The 20,390-nt window shown below is 66.2% G+C and carries 22 protein-coding genes; 13 read left to right on the plus strand and 9 right to left on the minus strand.

Annotation, left to right across the window (positions count from 1 at the left end; genetic code table 11):
• Nucleotides 1-168 precede the first annotated feature (168 nt).
• The gene (locus L1892_RS12920) at nucleotides 169-735 is read right to left on the minus strand and encodes a TetR/AcrR family transcriptional regulator (RefSeq protein WP_235723999.1); all 567 of its coding nucleotides are present in this window, start codon (nucleotides 733-735) and stop codon (nucleotides 169-171) included.
• Between the two features lie 117 nt (nucleotides 736-852).
• On the opposite strand from L1892_RS12920, the gene L1892_RS12925 reads away from it, so the two are divergent.
• Complete coding sequence (locus L1892_RS12925; RefSeq protein WP_235724000.1) at nucleotides 853-1,758, plus strand: SDR family oxidoreductase; 906 nt, start codon at nucleotides 853-855, stop codon at nucleotides 1,756-1,758.
• Between the two features lie 4 nt (nucleotides 1,759-1,762).
• Here L1892_RS12925 and L1892_RS12930 read toward each other — a convergent pair whose 3' ends face one another.
• The gene (locus tag L1892_RS12930; RefSeq protein ID WP_235724001.1) at nucleotides 1,763-2,233 is read right to left on the minus strand and encodes a nucleoside deaminase; all 471 of its coding nucleotides are present in this window, start codon (nucleotides 2,231-2,233) and stop codon (nucleotides 1,763-1,765) included.
• A 119-nt stretch (nucleotides 2,234-2,352) separates the two neighbouring features.
• On the opposite strand from L1892_RS12930, the gene L1892_RS12935 reads away from it, so the two are divergent.
• From L1892_RS12935 to purB, 3 genes are read left to right on the plus strand one after another with little or no spacing between them, the layout of a single operon-like run.
• Nucleotides 2,353-2,946 carry a TetR/AcrR family transcriptional regulator gene (locus tag L1892_RS12935; protein WP_235724002.1) on the plus strand — a complete coding sequence of 198 codons (594 nt, stop codon included), beginning with the start codon at nucleotides 2,353-2,355 and terminating at the stop codon, nucleotides 2,944-2,946.
• A 33-nt stretch (nucleotides 2,947-2,979) separates the two neighbouring features.
• On the plus strand, nucleotides 2,980-3,384 hold the full coding sequence (locus L1892_RS12940; protein ID WP_235724003.1) for a hypothetical protein: 405 nt from the start codon (nucleotides 2,980-2,982) through the stop codon (nucleotides 3,382-3,384).
• 56 nt (nucleotides 3,385-3,440) lie between these two features.
• Entirely contained in the window at nucleotides 3,441-4,868 is a 1,428-nt protein-coding gene (purB, locus tag L1892_RS12945) for an adenylosuccinate lyase (RefSeq protein ID WP_235724004.1), read from the plus strand.
• A gap of 49 nt (nucleotides 4,869-4,917) precedes the next feature.
• On the opposite strand, the gene L1892_RS12950 is transcribed toward purB, so the two are convergent.
• Nucleotides 4,918-5,211 (minus strand): Rdx family protein, encoded by a 294-nt coding sequence (locus L1892_RS12950; RefSeq protein ID WP_235724005.1) that lies wholly within the window; start codon nucleotides 5,209-5,211, stop codon nucleotides 4,918-4,920.
• A 253-nt stretch (nucleotides 5,212-5,464) separates the two neighbouring features.
• Here L1892_RS12950 and L1892_RS12955 point away from each other — a divergent pair, with 253 nt between their 5' ends.
• Together L1892_RS12955 and L1892_RS12960 are read left to right on the plus strand one after the other, a co-directional pair.
• Entirely contained in the window at nucleotides 5,465-6,355 is an 891-nt protein-coding gene (locus tag L1892_RS12955) for a phosphoribosylaminoimidazolesuccinocarboxamide synthase (protein WP_235724006.1), read from the plus strand.
• A gap of 8 nt (nucleotides 6,356-6,363) precedes the next feature.
• Nucleotides 6,364-8,520, plus strand: coding sequence for a S9 family peptidase (locus L1892_RS12960; protein WP_235724007.1), 2,157 nt, complete (start codon nucleotides 6,364-6,366; stop codon nucleotides 8,518-8,520).
• Nucleotides 8,521-8,742: 222 nt separating this feature from the next.
• Here the strand turns inward: L1892_RS12960 and L1892_RS12965 are convergent, their stop codons facing one another.
• Both L1892_RS12965 and L1892_RS12970 read right to left on the minus strand, forming a co-directional pair.
• Nucleotides 8,743-10,299: a DHA2 family efflux MFS transporter permease subunit gene (locus L1892_RS12965; RefSeq protein ID WP_235724008.1), complete on the minus strand. Its 1,557-nt coding sequence runs from the start codon at nucleotides 10,297-10,299 to the stop codon at nucleotides 8,743-8,745.
• On the minus strand, nucleotides 10,296-10,865 hold the full coding sequence (locus L1892_RS12970; protein ID WP_235724009.1) for a MarR family winged helix-turn-helix transcriptional regulator: 570 nt from the start codon (nucleotides 10,863-10,865) through the stop codon (nucleotides 10,296-10,298). Before L1892_RS12970 ends, L1892_RS12965 begins: the two co-directional genes overlap by 4 nt.
• Before the next feature lie 192 nt (nucleotides 10,866-11,057).
• On the opposite strand from L1892_RS12970, the gene L1892_RS12975 reads away from it, so the two are divergent.
• The 5 genes from L1892_RS12975 to L1892_RS12995 all read left to right on the plus strand — a co-directional run bounded on the left by L1892_RS12975 (nucleotide 11,058) and on the right by L1892_RS12995 (nucleotide 14,589).
• Nucleotides 11,058-11,540 (plus strand): glutathione peroxidase, encoded by a 483-nt coding sequence (locus tag L1892_RS12975; protein WP_235724010.1) that lies wholly within the window; start codon nucleotides 11,058-11,060, stop codon nucleotides 11,538-11,540.
• A gap of 148 nt (nucleotides 11,541-11,688) precedes the next feature.
• Nucleotides 11,689-11,928 carry a phosphoribosylformylglycinamidine synthase subunit PurS gene (gene purS, locus L1892_RS12980; RefSeq protein ID WP_235724011.1) on the plus strand — a complete coding sequence of 80 codons (240 nt, stop codon included), beginning with the start codon at nucleotides 11,689-11,691 and terminating at the stop codon, nucleotides 11,926-11,928.
• Between the two features lie 7 nt (nucleotides 11,929-11,935).
• Nucleotides 11,936-12,616: a phosphoribosylformylglycinamidine synthase subunit PurQ gene (purQ, locus tag L1892_RS12985; protein WP_235724012.1), complete on the plus strand. Its 681-nt coding sequence runs from the start codon at nucleotides 11,936-11,938 to the stop codon at nucleotides 12,614-12,616.
• Between the two features lie 4 nt (nucleotides 12,617-12,620).
• Entirely contained in the window at nucleotides 12,621-13,295 is a 675-nt protein-coding gene (locus L1892_RS12990; RefSeq protein ID WP_235724013.1) for a hypothetical protein, read from the plus strand.
• A 25-nt stretch (nucleotides 13,296-13,320) separates the two neighbouring features.
• Nucleotides 13,321-14,589, plus strand: a complete 1,269-nt coding sequence (locus tag L1892_RS12995) for a M18 family aminopeptidase (RefSeq protein WP_235724014.1) — start codon at nucleotides 13,321-13,323, stop codon at nucleotides 14,587-14,589.
• Between the two features lie 10 nt (nucleotides 14,590-14,599).
• On the opposite strand, the gene L1892_RS13000 is transcribed toward L1892_RS12995, so the two are convergent.
• The 3 genes from L1892_RS13000 to L1892_RS13010 form a co-directional block, all read right to left on the minus strand.
• Nucleotides 14,600-15,439, minus strand: a complete 840-nt coding sequence (locus L1892_RS13000; protein ID WP_372475040.1) for a lytic transglycosylase domain-containing protein — start codon at nucleotides 15,437-15,439, stop codon at nucleotides 14,600-14,602.
• Between the two features lie 226 nt (nucleotides 15,440-15,665).
• The gene (locus L1892_RS13005; RefSeq protein ID WP_235724015.1) at nucleotides 15,666-16,982 is read right to left on the minus strand and encodes a hypothetical protein; all 1,317 of its coding nucleotides are present in this window, start codon (nucleotides 16,980-16,982) and stop codon (nucleotides 15,666-15,668) included.
• A gap of 13 nt (nucleotides 16,983-16,995) precedes the next feature.
• Complete coding sequence (locus tag L1892_RS13010; protein ID WP_235724016.1) at nucleotides 16,996-17,967, minus strand: AraC family transcriptional regulator; 972 nt, start codon at nucleotides 17,965-17,967, stop codon at nucleotides 16,996-16,998.
• Between the two features lie 90 nt (nucleotides 17,968-18,057).
• Here L1892_RS13010 and L1892_RS13015 point away from each other — a divergent pair, with 90 nt between their 5' ends.
• Entirely contained in the window at nucleotides 18,058-18,915 is an 858-nt protein-coding gene (locus L1892_RS13015; RefSeq protein ID WP_235724017.1) for an SDR family oxidoreductase, read from the plus strand.
• Nucleotides 18,915-19,394, plus strand: a complete 480-nt coding sequence (locus tag L1892_RS13020; protein WP_235724018.1) for an anthrone oxygenase family protein — start codon at nucleotides 18,915-18,917, stop codon at nucleotides 19,392-19,394. Before L1892_RS13015 ends, L1892_RS13020 begins: the two co-directional genes overlap by 1 nt.
• Before the next feature lie 19 nt (nucleotides 19,395-19,413).
• Here L1892_RS13020 and L1892_RS13025 read toward each other — a convergent pair whose 3' ends face one another.
• Nucleotides 19,414-20,280 carry an SDR family oxidoreductase gene (locus tag L1892_RS13025; protein ID WP_235724019.1) on the minus strand — a complete coding sequence of 289 codons (867 nt, stop codon included), beginning with the start codon at nucleotides 20,278-20,280 and terminating at the stop codon, nucleotides 19,414-19,416.
• Nucleotides 20,281-20,390: the final 110 nt, after the last annotated feature.

Genomic DNA, 20,390 nt, shown 5'->3' on the forward strand with positions numbered 1-20,390 from the left:
GATCGGAACGTAGGCGACCATACCCCAGGGGGTATGGGTAGGCAAGGGGGGAACATCTACTCGGATGGCCCCTCGGTTCGGTTTGGGAGTCTTAGTGGTCCCGTCCGTGAATTCGTCGGGCGTCTTCGGCGTTCGAGGCAACCCCGAAAGAATTTACGAGCAGCACCTTCAGTCGGTGGCCAGGCTGCGCAATCGGGCCACCGCGGTGTGCAGCAATGCGTCGAGCGTCTCGACGTTGTCGGCCGCCACCCACTCGGCGAAGGCGACCTTGAATGCGGCGATACCCATCTCGGCGGACAGGCGGGCGGTCGTGGCGTCGACGTCGCGGTTCTCCAGGGAGGTGGCGACGGCGTCGACAAGCGAGGTCATCTTGAGCGCTTCACGTTCGCGCAGTTCGGGATTCGTGTCGATGACGCGTTGTCGGGTCCGCGCGAACTGCACGCGGTCGGCGAAGAATGTGCCCGCGGCGCGGTGCAAGGTCGCGGCCACGGATTCCAGTGGCGGGCGGCCGGGCGGTTGCCGGTTCAGGTCATCGACGATGGCGTGTTCCAGGGTGTGTCCACTGTCGAAGAGGACTTCGCGCTTGTCGCCGAACTGGCGGTAGAACGTGCGCTCGGTGACCCCGGCGGCGGCGGCGATGTCGGCCACCGACGTCGCCTCGTAGCCCCGCTCGACAAAGAGGCGGAGCGCGGCGTTCTGCAGGCGCTCCCGCGATCCTGTCGGCCATCGTCCCACGGTCGACACGATACGTGATGACAGAACGTGACATCAGGCGTATCGTTCGTTATGTCAGATTGTGACATCACATTCCGCGGACCCGAAGGCGGGTTCCGCGATTTCAAGGAGACTCTCGTGAAGGTTTTCGTCACCGGCGCATCTGGCCACCTCGGTTCCGCGGTGGTCCCCGAGCTCATCTCCGCCGGCTATTCCGTGGTCGGGCTGGCGCGTTCGGGTAAGGCGGCCGAATCCGTGCAGGCGCTCGGCGCTGCGGTCCGGCGTGGCGGACTCGATGACCTCGACGTGCTGTCCGCGGCGGCTGCCGAGGCCGACGCCGTCATTCACCTGGCCTTTCGGCACGACCTGATGCAGGTGGGCGACCTCGCGGCGGCTGCCGAGGCCGATCTGTCAGCGGTCCGGGCGATGGCCGAGCCGCTGGTCGGAACCGGCAAGTCGTTGGTGGGTACCTCCGGCACCGCGATGCTGGCGCACATGGGTGTCCGCGGCCGTGCCGGCACCGAAAGCGACGTCGGCGACGGTGGGTACCGGATCGACACCGAGAACGAGATCATCGCCCTCGGCGAGCAGGGTGTGCGGTCATCGGTGGTGCGGCTGCCGCCCTCGGTTCACAGCGACCTCGATCGGCACGGTTTCGTGCCCGCACTGATCGGGTTCGCCCGCGACAACGGGTTCGCCGGCTACTTGGCCGAGGGCACCAATCGGTGGCCGGCCGTGCACACCCGCGACGCCGCACGCCTCTACCGGCTCGCCGTGGAGTCGGCGCCCGCGGGCACCCGGCTGCACGCGGTCGGCGACGAGGGGGTTGAGTTCCGCGACATCGCGGCTGCCATCGGACGTGGGCTGGATATCCCGACCCGTCGAGTGGCGCCCGACGATGCCAGTGCTCGTTTCGGCTTCCTCGCCGCCTTTGTGCCCGTGGATAATCCGACATCTGCCGCGCGCACCGAACAGCTGTTGCAATGGCAGCCCGAACACCCAGGGCTCATCGCCGACATCGACGCCGGCCACTACTTTCGTTGACCGCTCAGGAGTGCCAGAAACCGGCATGTACCTCGCGGGCTGCCAGGATGTCGAATGGTCCGCGCACCGCGGTCGGATGTCGGCCGCGGGCGAAGACCTCCCGGCAGGGCAGCGACATGGTCGGGTTCTTGACGTCATCACCGGTCATCGCGCGCAGTTCGTCCTCGCCGAGCGCGAACACCACCGTGCGGATGCGGGCCCAATAGATGGCACCCGCACACATCGCGCACGGCTCGGTGCTGGTGTAGAGCGTCAGCGTCGCGCGGATGTCCGGATCGAACCGCTTGCCCGCGACCCGAACAAGATTGGTCTCGGCGTGGCCGGTCGGGTCGTTGTCGGTGTCGACGGTGTTGAGGGCGGTGCAGACGACCTCACCGTCCGCGTTCACCAGCAGGGCGCCGAAGGGGTGGTTTCCGTGGGCCCGTGACTCGGCCGCCAGATCGATGGCCTGATGCAGAAATGCGACGTCGTCCATCCCTCGATGATCTCAGCACGGTGCCACCTCCGTTGCCGGGATAGCGCCGAATTCACCGTTCGTGAAGCGGCTTTTGCCAAAGCAACACCCGGCAGCCAACCCTTTGGCAGCATGTTTTCATGACTTCGGCGGCAACCCCGAAGGGGCTGCGACGTCGGTCCCGATTGATCGAGGCCGCTGGTGAATTGCTGCTCGAAGGCGGGTTCGACGCGGTTCGTCACCGGGCAGTCGCCGAAAGGGCCCAGCTGCCGTTGGCGTCGACGACCTACTACTTCGGATCTCTCGAAGATCTGATGGCGGAGGCGGCGGCCGAGGTCTGCCACCGTGAGGAGAAATGTATTGCGGCCCGCCGCGACGCCGTCTCGCGTCGACGTCGCGGCGGGCACGCCACCGCCGATGCGCTGGCGGAGGTCTTCGTGGGGCCCGACACCACCATCGAGACCTTGGCCGCCCGCTACGAGACCATCGCGTTGGCCGCCCGCTATCCGCGTCTGCACGATGTGGTGGCGGATCGTCGGATCTTGTTGGCGGAGATGCATTCCGATGTGTTGCAGAAGTCGTTCCGGATCGCCGAATCCGCACGCGTGCAGAAGTTGATCGCGGTAGAGGACGGAGCGGTGGTCGGTGTGTTGGGTCGTCGGGAGGCGAGCGCCTACACGGCGACGCGGGAGGCGTTGTACGAGGTGATCGAGGTACTTGCGCCTCGCGAGTAGCGCGGGCGCATGAAGCGAGGGAGGGCGCCAGAGATGCGACAACGGGGATGGCCGCGGGTGCGGCTCGTGCTGGCAGCGCTGCTGGCAGCAGCGACGGCGATGATGGTCTCACCCGGGTCGGCTACGGCAGTTCCGGTCGGCAAGGTCGACGCCGGTGTGCCGTTCTCGTCGGTCGTCTACGGCACCGGATGCCGCTACGACCTGACCGTCGACGTCAACTCGGTCGGCACGGTGACCTTCTGGGAGAGGCCGCAGGGCGCGCCCGCCCGATTCCTCGGCGCGGCCGAGGCAGACGGGGCCATCGCGACCATCAGTTGGGTGCCGCGCCGGGTGGCCACCACACAGTTGTATGCGAAGCAGAACGGGGTGACCGGCCCGGTCGCGGTGTTGCGCGTGCACCAGGGTTATGGGTCGGGGTGGGCCTGTTTCGCTTTGTGAGCGGCGGCGCGGACGTGTTCGGCAATGGGTGAGTGGGCCGCGACTACACTGTGTGCGTGTCGAAGCCCTCCATTTCCAACGTCCTGGCCGGTCGCTACGCCTCTGCTGAGCTGGCCGAGATCTGGTCACCCCGCCACAAGATCGCGCTGGAGCGTCAGCTGTGGATCGCAGTGCTCAAGGCGCAGCGCGACCTGGGGATCGATGTCCCCGACGACGCCATCGCCGACTACGAGAGAGTTGTCGACCAGATCGACCTCGACTCCATCGCCGAGCGTGAGCGGATCACACGACACGACGTGAAGGCGCGGATCGAGGAATTCAACGCGCTGGCCGGACACGAGCAGATCCACAAGGGGATGACCAGCCGCGACCTCACCGAGAACGTCGAACAGTTGCAGATCCTGCGATCGCTGCAACACGTGCACGCCCATGGCGTTGCGGTTCTGGCCCGGGTGGCCGACCGCGCCGCCCAGTACTCATCGGTGGTGATGGCCGGTCGCAGTCACAACGTCGCCGCGCAGGCCACCACCTTGGGCAAACGTTTCGCCAGTGCCGCCGACGAACTGATGATCGCGCTGACCCGCGTGCACGAACTGATCGACCGTTACCCGTTGCGGGGCATCAAAGGCCCGATGGGAACCTCGCAGGACATGCTCGACCTGCTCGGAGGCGACGCCGTGAAGCTCGCCGATCTCGAGGCTCGGGTGGCCGATCACCTCGGTTTCGCACGGTCGCTGACCTCTGTCGGCCAGATCTATCCGCGCTCCCTCGACCACGACGTGGTGTCCGCACTGGTGCAGCTCGCGGCCGGTCCGTCGTCGCTGGCTCACACCATCAGACTGATGGCCGGCCACGAGCTGGTCACCGAAGGATTTCAGCCCGGCCAGGTCGGCAGTTCGGCGATGCCGCACAAGATGAACACGCGTAGTTGCGAGCGGGTCAACGGCCTGCAGGTGGTGTTACGCGGCTACGGTTCCATGGCGGCCGAGCTGGCCGGCGCCCAGTGGAACGAGGGTGACGTCTTTTGTTCGGTGGTGCGTCGGGTGGCATTGCCCGATGCCTTCTTCGCCATCGACGGGCTGATGGAGACCTTCCTCACCGTGCTTGCCGAGTTCGGGGCTTATCCGGCGGTCATCGCCAATGAGCTCGACCGCTACCTGCCGTTCCTGGCCACCACCAAGGTGCTGATGGCGTCGGTGCGCGCCGGCGTCGGCCGGGAGAGCGCGCACGAGGCGATCAAGGAGAACGCGGTGGCCGTAGCGCTCGCGATGCGCGAGGAAGGGCGCGAACCCGACCTGCTCGACCGCCTCGCCGCCGACGACCGAATTCCGCTCGACCGCGCCCAGCTCGAGGACTTGCTCGCCGACAAGTCGGTGTTCGTGGGCGCCGCCGAACAGCAGGTCGCCGATGTGCTGGCCGCGGCGGAGAAGGTCGTCGCGCAGTACCCCGACGCGGCTGCCTACACGCCGGCGCCGATCCTGTAGCTGCTCGCCACCCTGGTCCCTGATGAGGTTCGGAGCTTGCGGAGGACCGTCACGAAGTGCTTTCCGACGCCCGATCCGCGTGTCCGAGGTTCCAGTCCGGCAGTGCGACGTCGCGTACCAGCTTCTTGAGCGTCACCACATCGGGGAAGCCGCCGTCGCGTTTGCGCTCCCACACCTGCTCACCGTCGACGTCGATGTGGAACACACCCCCGGTTCCGGGTACCAGCGTCACCGCCCCGAGGTCGGTGCCGAAGGTATTTAGGAGCTCGCCGGCCATCCACGACGCCCGCAGCAGCCAATTGCACTGCGTGCAGTAGGTAATGGTGATCTGCGGGCCGGTCACGCTGATCCCGCCACGACGGTGGTCTCGTCGGACTGCCGGCTCGGGCCGAATCGTGCGCGCAGACGCCGAGGTCGATGATTCATGCCGACCATGATCGCCAACGTCGCCGGGGAACACAACGCGCCGACGACCGATGCCGGGCCCGATCCGAGAGCTCTCAGGGTCTCCCTGCGGTCGAGATAGAACGACTTTCCACTCTGTGTCCGTGCTGCCGGGGCACGCGGCTTCCCGGGCATGTCCTAGGGTCGAAGCCATGCGTCCTGAACTGCAGTCGTACCGGCACCTGGCATCGGGCAAGGTGCGCGAGATCTACGAGATCGACGCCGACACCCTGTTGCTGGTCGCCTCCGACCGCATCTCCGCCTACGACCACATCCTGCGCCCCGCCATCCCCGACAAAGGGCGCATCCTCACCGCGATGAGCTTCTTCTGGTTCGAGACGCTCGGGGTGCCCAATCACCTCGCCGGCGGGCCCACCGACGAACGGATTCCCGCCGAGGCGCTGGGTCGGTCGATGGTGGTGCGCCGCCTGCCGATGGTGCAGGTGGAGTGCGTCGCCCGTGGCTATCTCACCGGATCGGGCCTGCTCGACTACCGTGCGAGCGGCAGCGTCTGCGGCGTAGCGCTGCCCGCCGGGCTCGATGAGGCGAGTCGGCTTCCCGAGCCGATCTTCACGCCGGCCACCAAGGCAGCTCAGGGCGACCACGACGAGAACATCAGCTTCGAGCGGGTCGTCGAACAAGAAGGTGCCGATCTCGCCGACCGACTGCGGTCGGCCACGCTCGACATCTACCGACGGGGTGCGCAGCTCGCTGCCGAACGTGGAATCATCTTGGCCGACACCAAGTTCGAGTTCGGATCGGGTGCGGACGGGGAGCTCGTGCTCGCCGATGAGGTGCTGACACCGGACTCGTCACGCTACTGGGAGGCGGCCACTTACCAGCCCGGGCAGGTGCAGCCCAGCTTCGACAAACAGATCGTGCGCAACTGGCTCACCGGTCCCGATTCCGGTTGGGACCGGGCTGCCGACACAACACCGCCAGCGCTGCCCGAGGATGTTGTGGCACGCACCCGCGAACGCTATATCGAGGCCTACGAATGGATCTCGCAGAGATCCTTCGCCGACTGGCCGGACCATGATTAGGAGATGATGTGACCACCGACGTGACCGCGCCGGTCGCCAAAAAGGTTCCCAGCGAGCGCACCCACCACGGCGACACGTTCGTCGACGATTACGAGTGGTTGCGCGACAAGGACGATCCCGAGGTCATCGCCTATCTGGAAGGCCAGAACGCGTTCACCGAGTCGCACACGGCCCAGTTGGACGGCCTACGCAAGGACATCTTCGGCGAGATCAAGAGCCGCACGCAGGAGACGGACATGTCGGTCCCGAGTCGCCGTGGCCAGTACTGGTATTACGCCCGCACCGAAGAGGGCAAGCAGTACGCGATCCGATGCCGCTGTCCCATTGTCGATCCCGATGACTGGACACCACCGGAGGTGGCCGCCGACGCCTCGCTGCCCGGCGAGGAGGTCCTGCTCGACGCCAACGTGGAAGCCGACGGACACGACTTCTTCAGTCTCGGCGGGTTGACCGTCAGCGACGATGGGAACTGGCTCGCGTACAGCACCGACATCGTCGGTGACGAGCGATACACCCTGCGATTCAAGGACCTTCGCAGCGGTGAATTACTCGACGATGTTATCCCGAACACTGCGGGTGGCGCCGTGTGGTCGGCCGACGCGAAGCATGTGTTCTATCAGACCGTCGACGATGCCTGGCGGCCAGACACGGTGTGGCGGCACGACATCGGTGCCGACGCCGATGATGTTCGCGTCTTCCACGAGCCGGACGAGCGGTTCTGGGTGGGCATGGGAGCCACCCGCAGCGACAAGTACCTCATGATCGGGGTGGGCTCCAAGATCACCACCGAGGTATATGTGCTCGCTGCCGACGACCCCACCGGCGAGTTCCGAAGTGTCGCTCCGCGAGTCGATGGGGTGGAGTACTCGGTGGAACATGCGGTAATCGACGGAACCGATCAGTTCATCATCGTGCACAACGAGATTCGGGACGGGGTGAAGGCCGAGAACTTTGCGATCGACATCGCGCCGGTCGACGACCCCACGGATCGGCGCGAACTGATCGCGCACGATCCGGACCGTCGGATCGAGGACCTCGATGCATTCCGCGACTACCTCGTGTTGTCCTACCGTCGAGCGGCACTTCCGAAGTTGGCCATCGCAGACCTTCGCGGCATCGACGGTATACCCACCCTCACGGACTTCCATGAGGTCGAGTTCCGTGAAGAGCTGTGCTCGGCCGGGCTGGCAGCGAATCCGGAATGGGTGACGCCGAAACTGCGGATCGGTTACGGGAGTTTCGTCGACCCGACCGAGGTGCTCGACCTGGACGTGGCCACCGGCGAATTGGTTCTGCTCAAACGGCAGCCGGTGCTCGGTGGGTACGACGCCGCCGACTACGTGCAGACGCGGGAATGGGCAACCGCGGGCGACGGCACCCGGATCCCGCTGTCGATCGTGCGGCGCACGACGGTCGACGCCAATCGCCCGGCGCCACTGCTGCTCTATGGCTACGGCTCCTATGAGACCAGTATCGACCCGTCGTTCTCGGTGTCGCGGCTGTCATTGCTGGACCGCGGGGTGGTCTTCGCTCTGGCCCATGTCCGCGGTGGTGGTGAGATGGGCCGCTACTGGTACGACAACGGCAAGACACTGACCAAGAAGAACACCTTCACCGATTTCGTCGACGCAGCGCGCCATCTCGTCGACACTCAGTGGACGACACCGCAACAGATGGTGGCCGAGGGCGGCTCGGCAGGCGGTCTGTTGATGGGCGCGGTCACGAATCTGGCGCCGGAACTGTTCAACGGCATCCTCGCGTCGGTTCCGTTCGTCGACGCCCTCACCTCGATCCTCGATCCGTCGCTGCCGCTGACGGTCATCGAATGGGACGAGTGGGGAAACCCTCTGCACGATCCGGATGTGTACGCCTATATGCGTTCTTACTCACCATACGAGAACGTCGAGGCGAAGCCATATCCGCCGATCCTCGCGCTCACCTCACTCAACGACACCCGGGTGTTGTTCACCGAGGCGGCAAAATGGGTTGCGCGACTGCAAGAACTGAGCACCTCGGGGAATCCGATCCTGCTCAAGACGGAGATGTCGGCCGGCCACGGCGGTGTCAGCGGGCGGTACAAGCAGTGGGAGGAAGTGGCCTTCGAGTTGGCGTGGATTCTGCAGCAGACTGGTGCGGTGAAGCCTTCGGCACCGCTGGTCGAGTAGTCGCGAGGCCTGCCGTCCGCTGGTCGAGTAGACGCGAGCCGCTAGGCGAGCGGCGTATCGAGACCCCCGCTTCGACGCCGACAGAACCCCGAAAATCACCGAGAGAACCCACCGTCTTGGATGACGGCCCGCGCTGTGTGACGCGGGTGGGTTCTCTCGGTGTTTTTCGGGGTTCTGTCGGCCGCCGTGCTGGTGGCGATCAGGACGTGGGTGCCGGCGGTCCTAGTGCATGATGATCGGCGCCGGCTGATCCATGTCCTCTTCGATCAGCGGCGAGGCGATCTTCTTGCGCGGCAGGAACAGCGCCGGGATGAAGGTCAAAGCGATCAGGACCACCGAGACCAGGAAGGTGGACCCGAAGACATCGGCAGCCGACTCGAAGAACGACGGCGGCAGGGCAGTGCCCTGCATCTCCGGTGGCAGGTTCTGCGGCGCGGTGTTCGACGTGATCGCGATACCGGCCTGCATGCTGCCGGCCAACCCGCTGGCCAGGACCACCGAGATCACCGCGGAACCGATCGACGACGAGCTCTGCTGCACCACGTTCATCAGCGTGGAGCCATCGGGGACCTGGGCGTTGTTCAGCGTCGCCAACGCGGCGGACATGATCGGCATCATCGTCATACCCATGCCGAGACCCTGCACGAACAGTGCACCGCACAGCAGCAGGTACGAGGTCTCTGCGCCGAGGAAGACGAACACACTCATGCCCGCCGTCAACAGCACGATGCCGGTCAGGACGAACTTTCCGGGCCCGATCTTGTCGGTCATGCGACCTGCGATCGGCATTGTGATCATCGCGCCCAAGCCCTGCGGCGCCAGCAACAAGCCGGCGGTCAGGGTCGATTCACCGCGCACGCCGATGAAGTACTGCGGGAACAGCAGTGCGGCACCGAAGAAGGCGATCATGAACAACGTCATCGTGATGACCGCGATCGACAGGGTGCGGTTGCGGAACAGTCGCAGATCCAACAGCGGCTTGTCGGTGTGCAGTGCGTGCCAGATGAAGCCGACGATCAGAACGGCGCCGATAATGGCGGGGATCAACACGCCCGCGGTCATGAATGTGCGATGTTCGGCGCTCGATGACACACCGAAAAGGAACAGTGCCAGACCGGGCGAGAGCAGCAGCAGGCCGACGATGTCGATCTTCGGTCGGCTTGTCTCCTCGTCATCGCGCAGCACAAACCACGAGTAGACCAGGGCGAGGATGCCGATCGGCACGTTGATCAGGAACACCCAGTGCCAGCTGGCCTTCTCGATGAGCAGGCCACCGAGGATCGGACCGCCGATGGGTCCGAGCAGCATCGGGATACCCAGGACCGCCATCACCGAGCCGACCCGCTCCGGACCGGCGGCCTTGGTCAGGATCATCATGCCGATGGGCATCAGCATGCCGCCGCCGAGGCCCTGGATGACGCGGAACGCCACGAGTGAGCCGATGTTCCAGGCGAGCGCGCACAGTACCGAGCCGAGGATGAACAGCACGAGTGAGGTGAGGTACACCTTCTTGGTGCCGAATCGGGATGCCGCCCAACTGGACAGCGGGATCACCGCGGCGAGCGCCAGAGTGTAGCCGGTGGCGGTCCACGCCGCACCCGCGGCGTCGGTGTTGAACTCCTGCTGAAAGGTGTTCTGCGCGACCGCCACCACGGTGACGTCGAGAATCGACATGATGGCGCCGAGCACCACCACACCGGCAACCATCAGGACATGCCGGTCCAGTTTGGTGTCCGGTGGGCCCGCATGTGCGTGCGCCGGAGACGAAGAGGAGGTCATGAGGTGACTTTCTGTGTGTTGTCCTGGAACGGGCGGGCAGAAGCGTCGGGCATCCCGTCGCCGTGGAGTCCGGCGAAGTAGTCCACCTCGTTGTCGACGATGGCGGCCAACGCCGCTCCGAGGTCGACCTGGAGAGGTTCGGGGAGTCCGGCCACGAAGGTGCGCAGAAGCTCTCGATGGATGTCCACGTGGGAGGTGATCACGTCGCTGCCCTCGGCGGTGAGGGATACGCGCTTGACGCGGCGGTCGGTCGCATCTTCGCGACGGTCGACGAGCCCGGCACCGACGAGTTTGTCGACGGTGCGGCCTGCTGCCGCCAGAGAGAGGTTGATGTGGTCGGCGATCTCGTTCAACGACATCGATTCGGCGCCGTCGCCGTGCGCTCCGAGCGCGAACATCACGCGCATTTGCGAGAACGTCAGATCGGCCGCGGCCAGCGAGTCCATCGTCTGCGCTTTGGCAACGCACGCCAGTCGATCGAGGAACTCGGTCAATTTGCCGGTGGTGGCGTCGACAGATCCCGAGGTAGCCGAAGGGTCGTCGACAGACGGGGTGTTCGAGAGCACTGATAAAAGCTAACGCCTACGCAACTATTTCTTCAACGCAATCTATGGTGAGATCCACCATAAGCTCTCGCGCCGAGTGACCGGGCTCACCGGACGTGTTCGCGATCGCTTGGTCAACGGTCCTCTGCCACTCGTCGTCGAAACGACGAGTGGCACCCGGGTCTTTGTCGCGAGGGACTACCGTCGGGTGCCATGAGCAATGTCAAGGACATCCCCGTCAAGGCGCTCGACGGCAGCGCACTGAACCTCGCCGATTTCGCCGGCCCGTTGCTGGTGGTCAACGTCGCCAGCAAGTGTGGCCTGACGCCGCAGTACACCGGACTGGAAGAGATCGCCAAGACCTATGGCGAGCGCGGTCTGACCGTCCTCGGGATGCCGTGCAACCAGTTCATGGGCCAGGAGCCCGGCAGCGCCGAGGAGATCGCCACTTTCTGCTCGACCACCTACGGCGTCACGTTCCCGCTGCTGGAGAAGGCAGATGTGAAGGGCGACGATCAACACCCGCTGTACTCGGCCCTGACCCAGACCGCCGATGCCGACGGGGAGGCAGGCGACGTGCAGTGGAACTTCGAGAAATTCCTGGTGAACGCCGACGGCACCGTGGTCAACCGCTTCCGTCCGCGCACCGAGCCGACCGACCCGGCCGTGGTGTCGGCCATCGAAGCCGTCCTCTAGCCCACCCGTCCCATCCCCGCCCGAGTGGACGCCCTGTCGCGTCCACTCGGCTGGTGGAGTCACGAGTCATGGCGCCCGCTCGACGGGGGGCGACCAACCGGTAAGCTGAGCGCGGAACTGCGCACCTGTGAGAACGGAGCAACTGCCCATGGCGCGAGTGGTGGTCGATGTGATGCCGAAGGCTGAGATCCTTGATCCGCAGGGCCAGGCCATCGTGGGGGCCCTGGGCCGCTTGGGATTCTCTGGAATCGCCGACGTCCGACAGGGCAAGCGCTTCGAGATCGAGGTCGACGAGAACGTCGACGATGTGACCCTCGAGCGCATCGCCGAGGAGCTCCTCACCAACACGGTGATCGAGAACTTCAACGTCTCACGGGTCGCGGAGTAAATCGACGATGACAGCTCGTATCGGGGTCATCACCTTCCCGGGAACGCTCGACGACGTCGACGCGGTCCGCGCTGCCCGACTGGCCGGCGCCGAGCCGGTGGAGCTGTGGCACGGCGACGCTGACCTGAAGTCGGTCGATGCGGTGATCGTGCCCGGCGGTTTCTCCTACGGTGACTACCTGCGCGCCGGTGCCATCGCCCGATTCGCCCCGGTGATGGGTTCGGTTGTCGACGCCGCCGCCAAGGGCATGCCGGTTCTGGGTATCTGCAACGGCTTCCAGGTGCTGTGCGAGGCAGGGCTGCTGCCCGGAGCGCTGACCCGCAACGAGGGTCTGCACTTCATCTGCCGCGACGAGTGGCTCAAGGTGCAGTCCAACACCACCGCATGGACCACCCGTTTCGAACTCGGCGCCGACATCCTCATCCCGCTGAAATCCGGCGAGGGCCGCTACGTGGCACCACAGGACAAGCTCGAGGAACTCGAGGGCGAAGGCCGGATCGTGTTCACCTACTCCGGCGGCAACCCGAACGGCTCGTCACTGGACATCGCGGGCATCTCCAGCGCCGACGGTCGCATCGTCGGGCTGATGCCGCACCCCGAACACGCCACCGAGCCGCTAACCGGTCCCAGTGACGACGGTCTGGGTCTGTTCTACTCCGTCATAGATTCGGTACTGGCCGCGGCTTGATCCGATGACATCGGTGATCATGGTGGCGATCGGCGCCGCCATGCTGGTGGTGGCGGCCTTCGCATTTCGTCTGACGTCGCGGATGGGCGCAGTGGCGATCCTGCTGGGGGCGATCAGCCTCGGCGTGGCCTACGACAACATCGCCGTCGCGGTCGGCCGGTTGGTTGGCTACGGCGACACCCTGTCGGCGATCAACCTGCCGCGCTTCTGGATTCACGCGATCGCGATGCCCCTCCTGATCGTCGTCGCCGGCAACCTCGTCGGTCGCCTCGGTGTGGAGCAGGCACGCACCCGCAACGTCACCCTCGGTGGATGGGCGCTGGTCGTCATGCTGATGGTGATCGGGTTCGTCGAGGACGTGGTGCGCCTCGATCTCGAACCAGAGGACGCCGGTGACGCCCTGCGGTATGTCAACGCCGGTTTCGACGGACCGCCACTACCGGCCATCATCACCGTGCTCGCAATTCTGGTCCTCGGCGTGATGGCGTTCCGCTACGCCGGATTCCCATGGCTGTTCGTCGGTGCGCTGGTCATGCTGATCGCCGCACCGATCGGCAGCATGCTGCTGTGGGTCGGCAACCTCGGCGAACTCGTGCTGATGCTGTCCATGCTGGTGACCATGGCGGCCGTCGGGGGTCTACCCGTCCCGACCACGCGGCCGATTCCGCGACCGAGATGACACCGAAGAGATCGGAGGCCCTGTTGTGACCACCTTGACCACCACCGCGACGGCTGCGGGACTCGGCGAATTCATCGACGCCTCGCCGTCGCCGTTCCATGTCTGCGCAACCGTCGCCGCGCAACTGGAGTCGGCCGGCTACACCCGCCTCGCCGAGGATGACCAGTGGGCTGCGCTCGCCGGACGTCATTACGTCATCCGGGGTGGGTCGATCATCGCCTGGGATGCGGGAGACGGCAACACCTTCCGTATCGTCGGCGGCCACACCGACAGCCCGAACCTGCGGGTCAAGCAGAAACCCGGACGCACGTCCGCGGGGATCGGCATGGTGGCGCTGGAGCCCTACGGCGGAGCATGGCTCAACTCATGGCTCGACCGCGACCTCGGAATATCGGGGCGGCTGGCTTACCGAGCCGGCGACCGCGTGGACCACGTGCTTGTGCACGTCACCGAACCGGTGATCCGGGTGCCGCAACTGGCGATCCACCTGTCAGAGGACCGCAAGGGTGTCACCCTGGACCCGCAGCGCCATCTCGACGGCATCTGGTCGTTGGACAGCGACGCACCCGACGTGCTCGAGTGGACCGCCGGCTACGCCGGGATCGACCCCGCCACCGTGCTCGGCTGGGAACTGATGACCCACGATGTGGCGCCCAGCCGGCTGATCGGCGCTGACGACGAGTTGCTGAGCGCGCCGCGGCTGGACAACCAGGGCACCTGTTACGCCGGTCTGCGAGCGCTGCTCGACGGCGCGCCCACGATCCCGACGCGGGTGTTGGCGCTGTTCGACCACGAGGAGGTCGGCAGCGGCTCGGAACGCGGTGCCGCCTCGGATTTCCTGGCGACGATCATCGAACGAATCGTGTTGGCCCGTGGAGGATCTCGAGCGGACTATCTGCAGGCTATGGCCGGCAGTGTGTGCGTCTCCGGTGACATGGCGCACGCCACCCACCCCAACTACCCGGAGCGGCATGAACCGGCACACCGGATCGCGGTCAACGGCGGCCCGGTGCTGAAGGTCAATCAGAATTTGCGCTATGCGTCGGATGCGTTGGGGGAGGCGATCTTCGCCGTCGCGTGCGAAGCCGCCGGAGTGCCGATGCAGCGGTACACGCATCGCGCCGACCTGCCCTGTGGCTCAACGATCGGTCCGATCACCGCAGCCCGAACAGGCTTGACGACCATCGACGTCGGCGCTCCGCAGCTGGCCATGCACAGCGCGCGCGAACTGATGGGCGCCGGTGACGTGCCGATGTATTCGGCTGCGCTGCAGGCCTTTCTGGGCGAGCCCTGACCGCCTGGGATCAATAGGTGCGAGCGTAACCGAGTACGTCGTCGACGTAGTCCATCGAATTGTTGTAGCGCAGGATCGCGCTCACCTGAGCACGTGGATTGCGCAGGTCGCCGTGATCGTCGCACAGGTAGGTCGCGGTTGTCAGCGCCGCGTCGAAGACGTTCTGCGGGTCGGCCTTCCCGTCGCCGTTCCCGTCCGCCGCGTAATGTTCCCAGGTCGACGGGAGGAACTGCATCGGGCCCACCGCCCGGTCGTAGCGGGTGTCGCCGTCGAGCTCGCCACCGTCGGTGTCGGCGATCACCTCGTTGCCTGCCAGGGTGCCGTTGAGGATCGGTCCGTAGATCGGCGCCCGGAGATCTCCGGTGGACGGGTCGACGTCCCCGTTGTTCGCGTGATGGGATTCCACCCGACCGATCCCCGCGATCATCGGCCACTCGATGCCGCAGCTAGGGTCTGTCCGCGCTATCGACTGTGCAGCATCACGATAGGCATCATAGTTGGCCACCGGGACCGCTCCACTGACGACACTGGCGGGCTCGGGTGGCGGCGGTGGGGGTGCCGGTGGTGGCGGTGGGGGTGGTGCAGCAGGCGACGTGGCGGCCTCCGGGGGCAGCGGATCGGGTGCCGGTGTCGCCACCGAGTCAACCGTCGAGGCCAGCGGTGCTGCGGACTGCCCGGCACCCGCGGTGGTGGTGGCCGCCGCAGCCAGGACGCCCAGAGGGACGACGGTGGCGGCCAGCCATGGCGGGCGGGGCCGGCGTGATCGGTGCGACCGGCTGCGCGAGGGTGCTGACGTCGGACCAGGGATTCCGGCGAACGGCAACGAACGCGGAGCGGAGTGCTTTCCCAAACGGATCAACCTCGCGGACAACGATTTCGGACAATACGGGCCGGCACACAAGCCCGGTTGGCCATGGCCGCGCCCGACCGTACCCGAAACCCGCGCCGTGGTGGGAGCGCGGCGCTGCCGAGTCTGAGAGCTTCCTGACCGCTTGCTGATCGTCGGCGACGGTACGCAGGTCGAGCGCGTCACACTGTAATTGTGATGCCTGCCACACCGATCGGTGATCGGTAGGTCAGTTGGGTCGCAGCACCGACAGGCTCGAACCCTGATGGAGCACGAGGTATCCGTCGACGACATCGGCGGCGCCCACGATCGACCTGGTCCACGCGATCTCGCCGGTCTCGGCGTCGACCGCGGTGAGCTGATCCGCATTGGCGAAGACGAGATTTGTTCCGGCGGAGCCGATGCAGTTCAGATTGTCGATGTTCTCACCGGGCGTCTCGAAGCTCGGGGGCGCCATGGCGCCGATCCGGTCACCGTCGGCGAGGCCGTAGAAGATCCGTGACCGGTCCTTCAGCGCGAAGGCCACTTCGGTTCCGCAGGGTTTGGTGTTGGCCTTCGACAGTTCGGGATCAGTGATCTGCCATAGTGCATCCGCTTGTGCGGGATCGCGAATCTCGTAGCGTCCCTGCGCCATCTGCACCTGGCTGTCGCCGGTGCCGGTGAGCACCGGAAGGACCGACGGCCCGCCGACGACGCGCAGTCCGTCGGACACCGATGTCGCCGGAGTGCGTAGGTCGTCGCCGTCCACGGCGTAGGTCTCCACTCGCTGTTCTGCGGTTGCGTCGTACTGGACGGTGATCCCGGTCGGGTAGCTGGTGATGGTGCATTGCGCGCAGGACAGTCGGTCGGCGCCGGTGGCCGGGTCGAGGATGTACCGGCCGCTGTCCGCGGTCGCCACGACCAGCATTCCATCGGGACGAACCTCTGCGGATGCGGCCGCAGCGAATGTGCGCGACCAGATCTCGCGTCCGTCGGGGGTGCGGAGGGTCACGTGATAGCCCGCCTGATCGATCCGCAGAAAATCGGTGCCCACGCCGACGATCTGTTTGGTGTCGTCGAGCGTGGTGGGGGTGGCGAGGTTGCCGCGCTCGTCGACGAGATAGAAACCGTCTCCGACGTCGCCGCCGAGTTTGATCGCACAGCCGACCTGCCCGAACCCGTTGAAAGCGCAGTCGCCGAGGCCTGCGACGATCGGCTGATCCCAGACGGCGGTGCCGTATGACCGGTGCACCAGCAGGAATGCGCGTCCGATTCCCGAGGGATAGCTGATCAGCCAGTGATCCTGCCAGGTGTCGACGACCTCGACGCGCCGCCCGGCGCCGTAGCCCGGCAGGGTGTCGTCCGACAGCGTCCAGGCGACATCGGGTTCACGGTCGTAGCTGCGGAGTTGCCCGGCAGAATGGTCCAGCTGCGGATCGGCCGGCGTGCCGATGGCGAGTACTGCGGCGAACACCGCCACCATCGCGGCGACGAGGATCATCGTGACCGTGCCCATGCCGAAGGGTGGGCGCCGTGCGGGACCGGACAGCGGGGAGCGGGCGGGCATGGCCATCAGTGAATCACGTGGCGCGTGCCGAGAGTTCTGCAGCGTCGCGCGATGGCGCAGAACGAAACGCTGCCGGACTCATCCCGCGGTGCCGTTTGAAGGCGGCGCTGAATGCGAACGGAGTTCCGTATCCCACCCGGCGGGCCACGGCGCGCAGCGACAGCGCGGGATCGGCCAGCAGGTCGGCAGCCACCGACATCCGCCATGCGGTCAGATACGCCATCGGCGGCTCGCCGACCAGCTCGGTGAACCGCCGAGCCAACACCGCGCGTGACACGCCGGTGGCGGCCGCCAGCGAGCTCACCGTCCACGATTCCTCGATACCGTTGTGTAACAGCCGGAGTGCGTTGCCCACCACCGGATCGGAATGGGCCCGATACCACTGCGTCGCACGCATTCGGCCGGATTCCATCGATTGGCGCAACCCGGTGATGAGCAGCAGGTCCAGCAGTCGATTCAGGACGGCTTCCTGAGCCGGCGAATCACGCACGATCTCGTCCTCCAGCAACCCCACCAGGGGGTGGTCTCCCATGGGGACCAAGGTGCACCGGTCCAGTGCGTCGAGTAGTCGTTGACTGACCTCGCCGGTCGCGTAGGTGCCGATCAACATGATCGCGTCGGCGGACGTGTCGTCGTCGCAGTTGCCCCACGACCGCACGCCGAAGCACATGTCCTCGGCCACGCTGTGGGTGCCGGTCGGGTCGAAGCAGTCGCCGTGTGTGTCGATCCGGGCCACCCAGTCGGTGCCCGCCTGATCTCCCACCGCGTATGGGTGTGTGCCACGCACCAGGGCGACGTCGCCGGGCACCACGCGGTGTGTGGTCCCATCGTCGTAGGTGAGGACGGCGGTGCCGCGGGTGACGGTGACCACGGTGAGCGGTGCGGTGTCCTCGATCCGGATCGACCACGGCGATCGCATCACCACCCGCAGCATCATCGGACTCCGGGCCCGCGGCCCGTTGAGCAGGCTTCCCAGTGCGTCCACGGGCTCGGTGCTACGCCGCCGAGACGAGTGCGTATGGAATCGAGCGAAATGGCCATGGATCGTCTCGCCCGAGCCGGGTGGACTGAGGACATGACAACTCAGCAGGCATCTTCGACAACAACCAACTCCGTCCTGGTGATCGGCGCGACCGGCAAAGTCGGGCGGCGCGTCGCCGACCTGCTCGATACCCGTGGCGTCGACGTCCGGCGCGCCAGCCGGTCGAGTGCGACCCGGTTCGACTGGACCGACCGCACCACCTGGGCCCCGGCGCTCGACGGTGCGGGTCCTGTCTACATCTCGTACCAGCCAGACCTGATCGTCTCCGGCGCTGTCGACGACGTCGCCGAACTCGTACGGCGCGCGGAGTCCGCTGGGGTCACGCGACTGGTGTTGCTCGCCGGGCGCGGCGAGCCCGAGGCCGAGGCGGCCGGTCGCGTCGTGCATGCCGCCGCCATCGATTCCACGGTGCTGTCGTGTGCCTGGTTCGACCAGAACTTCTCCGAGGGCGGTTTCGCGCCCGAGATCGCCATGGGTTCGCTCACCCTCCCGGTGGGTGCGGTCGGCGAACCGTTCATCCACACCGACGACATCGCCGAGGTTGCGGTCGCCGCGCTGCTCGACCGGGCCGCGGGTGTGAACCCGCACGCCGGACAGACCTACGATCTCACCGGGCCCCGTCTGCTCACTTTCGCCGAGGCTGCGGCAGAGATCGGCCGGGCGCGCGGAGTCGACATCCTCGCCACCGAGGTCACCCTCGACGGCTATCGGCAGATGTTGTCGCAGTACGGTCTTTCCTCCGCCGATATCGGCGTTCTGATGACGTTGTTCGGCACCCTGTTCGACGGTCGTAACAGTCGCATCGGCAACGATGTCGAGCACGTGCTGGGCAGACCGGCCCGTGATTTCGCCGATTTCGTGAATTCCGAGATGATGCAACAAGTCTCGTGATGAGCGCACTCCGCGACGTGCTTGTCGTCCTCACCGTGGTGACCTCGGCGCTGACCGCCGGGCTGTTGTCGGCCTTTGCCTACGCCATCATGCCCGGACTGCAGCGGACCGCCGCACCGGCGGCTGTGGCCGCGATGCAGCGGATCAATGTGGCGATCGTGAACCCGCTGTTCGCGCTGATCTTTCTGGGCCCGTTGGTGTTCGGCGGCCTGGCGGTGCTGCTGTGTTGGGGTGACCCGCTGCGCTGGTATCTGGTCGTGGGTCTTGCCCTGGCCTCGATGTCCGTCGCGATCACCCTGGGATTCAATGTGCCGTTGAACAATCGCCTCGACGCGGTGGGCCGCGTGGAGGCGGATGCGGCGACGGCGCCGTGGGCGGACTTCGTCGGACCCTGGGTGCGCTGGAATGTGATCCGTGCGGTGGCGTCGACGGCGGGTGTCGCGGTCATCGTCGTGGGACTCGTGCGGGCGGCATCCTGAGCCGTGACGCCACCGAGGGTCAGATCGTGGAGGCGAGCCCGCCGCGGATGACCTCTGTGAACGACACGGCAGGACGTCCGAGTAGGTCGATCAGGTCGGTCGAGTCGGAGTCGAGCGCACCGGAACCCACTCCCGCATCGGAATCGGCCAACACCGTGGCGAAGGGCGCGGGGATTCCGGCATCGACCAACCCTGCGGCATAGTCGGCCTCCGGGAGGTTCTGGTAACGCACTTCCCGCCCGCCGACCTCGGCAAAGGTTGCCGCGATGTCGGCATACGACAGATGCTGCGGACCGACGAGTTCGAAGATCTCGCCCGGGCCGGCGGAGAGCAGTGCCGACGCGGCGGCGTCGGCGTAATCCGAGCGAGCCGCCGGAGCGACGCGGCCGTCGCCGGCACTTCCGTAGAACACCCCGCCCTCGATCGCGGTCGGCGCGGACGACAGGTAGTTCTCCGAATACCATCCGTTGCGGAGCAGCACGAACCCGATTCCGCTGTCGACCAAAATCTTCTCGGTGGCGACGTGTTCGGTGGCCAGTGCCAGGGGAGAGCTGTCGGCGCGAAGGATGCTGGTGTACGCGATCAGGTCGACGCCGACGGCCACCGCGGCCTCGATCACATTGGTGTGTTGCGCGACGCGCTGTCCGACCTCGGAGCCGGAGACCATGAGCAGCTTGTCGACTCCCGCGAGGGCCGTGTCGAGTGCGGCGCGGTCGGTGTAGTCGGCCACCCGGACATTCACGCCCGCATCACTGAGTTCGGAGGCCTTGGCGGCGTCGCGTGCCACCGCAACGATGTCACCGGGTTCGACTCCCCGACTGATCAGGGCGCGAACGGCTGAGCCGCCGAGTCCGCCGGTCGCTCCGGTCACTGCGTATGTGGTCATGACTTCTCCTCTGTGTCGGTGTGCGTCTGTGGTGGCTACGGGTCGCGCCCATCGCCGGGCGACCACCGCTATCCATCGATGGTGCACTTACTGTTTGTATAGTGCAAGCG

Origin of the sequence: Gordonia tangerina (assembly GCF_021556435.1) — a bacterium.
GTDB lineage: Bacteria > Actinomycetota > Actinomycetes > Mycobacteriales > Mycobacteriaceae > Gordonia > Gordonia tangerina.

Bases quoted from the DNA above. Each gene is read 5' to 3' on its own strand.
- L1892_RS12930 (WP_235724001.1), bottom strand. From the start codon at position 2,233: ATGGACGACGTCGCATTTCTGCATCAGGCCATCGATCTGGCGGCCGAG.
- L1892_RS12935 (WP_235724002.1), top strand. From the start codon at position 2,353: ATGACTTCGGCGGCAACCCCGAAGGGGCTGCGACGTCGGTCCCGATTG.
- L1892_RS12940 (WP_235724003.1), top strand. From the start codon at position 2,980: ATGCGACAACGGGGATGGCCGCGGGTGCGGCTCGTGCTGGCAGCGCTG.
- L1892_RS12955 (WP_235724006.1), top strand. From the start codon at position 5,465: ATGCGTCCTGAACTGCAGTCGTACCGGCACCTGGCATCGGGCAAGGTG.
- L1892_RS12965 (WP_235724008.1), bottom strand. From the start codon at position 10,299: ATGACCTCCTCTTCGTCTCCGGCGCACGCACATGCGGGCCCACCGGAC.
- L1892_RS12975 (WP_235724010.1), top strand. From the start codon at position 11,058: ATGAGCAATGTCAAGGACATCCCCGTCAAGGCGCTCGACGGCAGCGCA.
- purS (WP_235724011.1), top strand. From the start codon at position 11,689: ATGGCGCGAGTGGTGGTCGATGTGATGCCGAAGGCTGAGATCCTTGAT.
- purQ (WP_235724012.1), top strand. From the start codon at position 11,936: ATGACAGCTCGTATCGGGGTCATCACCTTCCCGGGAACGCTCGACGAC.
- L1892_RS12990 (WP_235724013.1), top strand. From the start codon at position 12,621: ATGACATCGGTGATCATGGTGGCGATCGGCGCCGCCATGCTGGTGGTG.
- L1892_RS13005 (WP_235724015.1), bottom strand. From the start codon at position 16,982: ATGCCCGCCCGCTCCCCGCTGTCCGGTCCCGCACGGCGCCCACCCTTC.
- L1892_RS13015 (WP_235724017.1), top strand. From the start codon at position 18,058: ATGACAACTCAGCAGGCATCTTCGACAACAACCAACTCCGTCCTGGTG.
- L1892_RS13020 (WP_235724018.1), top strand. From the start codon at position 18,915: ATGAGCGCACTCCGCGACGTGCTTGTCGTCCTCACCGTGGTGACCTCG.
- L1892_RS13025 (WP_235724019.1), bottom strand. From the start codon at position 20,280: ATGACCACATACGCAGTGACCGGAGCGACCGGCGGACTCGGCGGCTCA.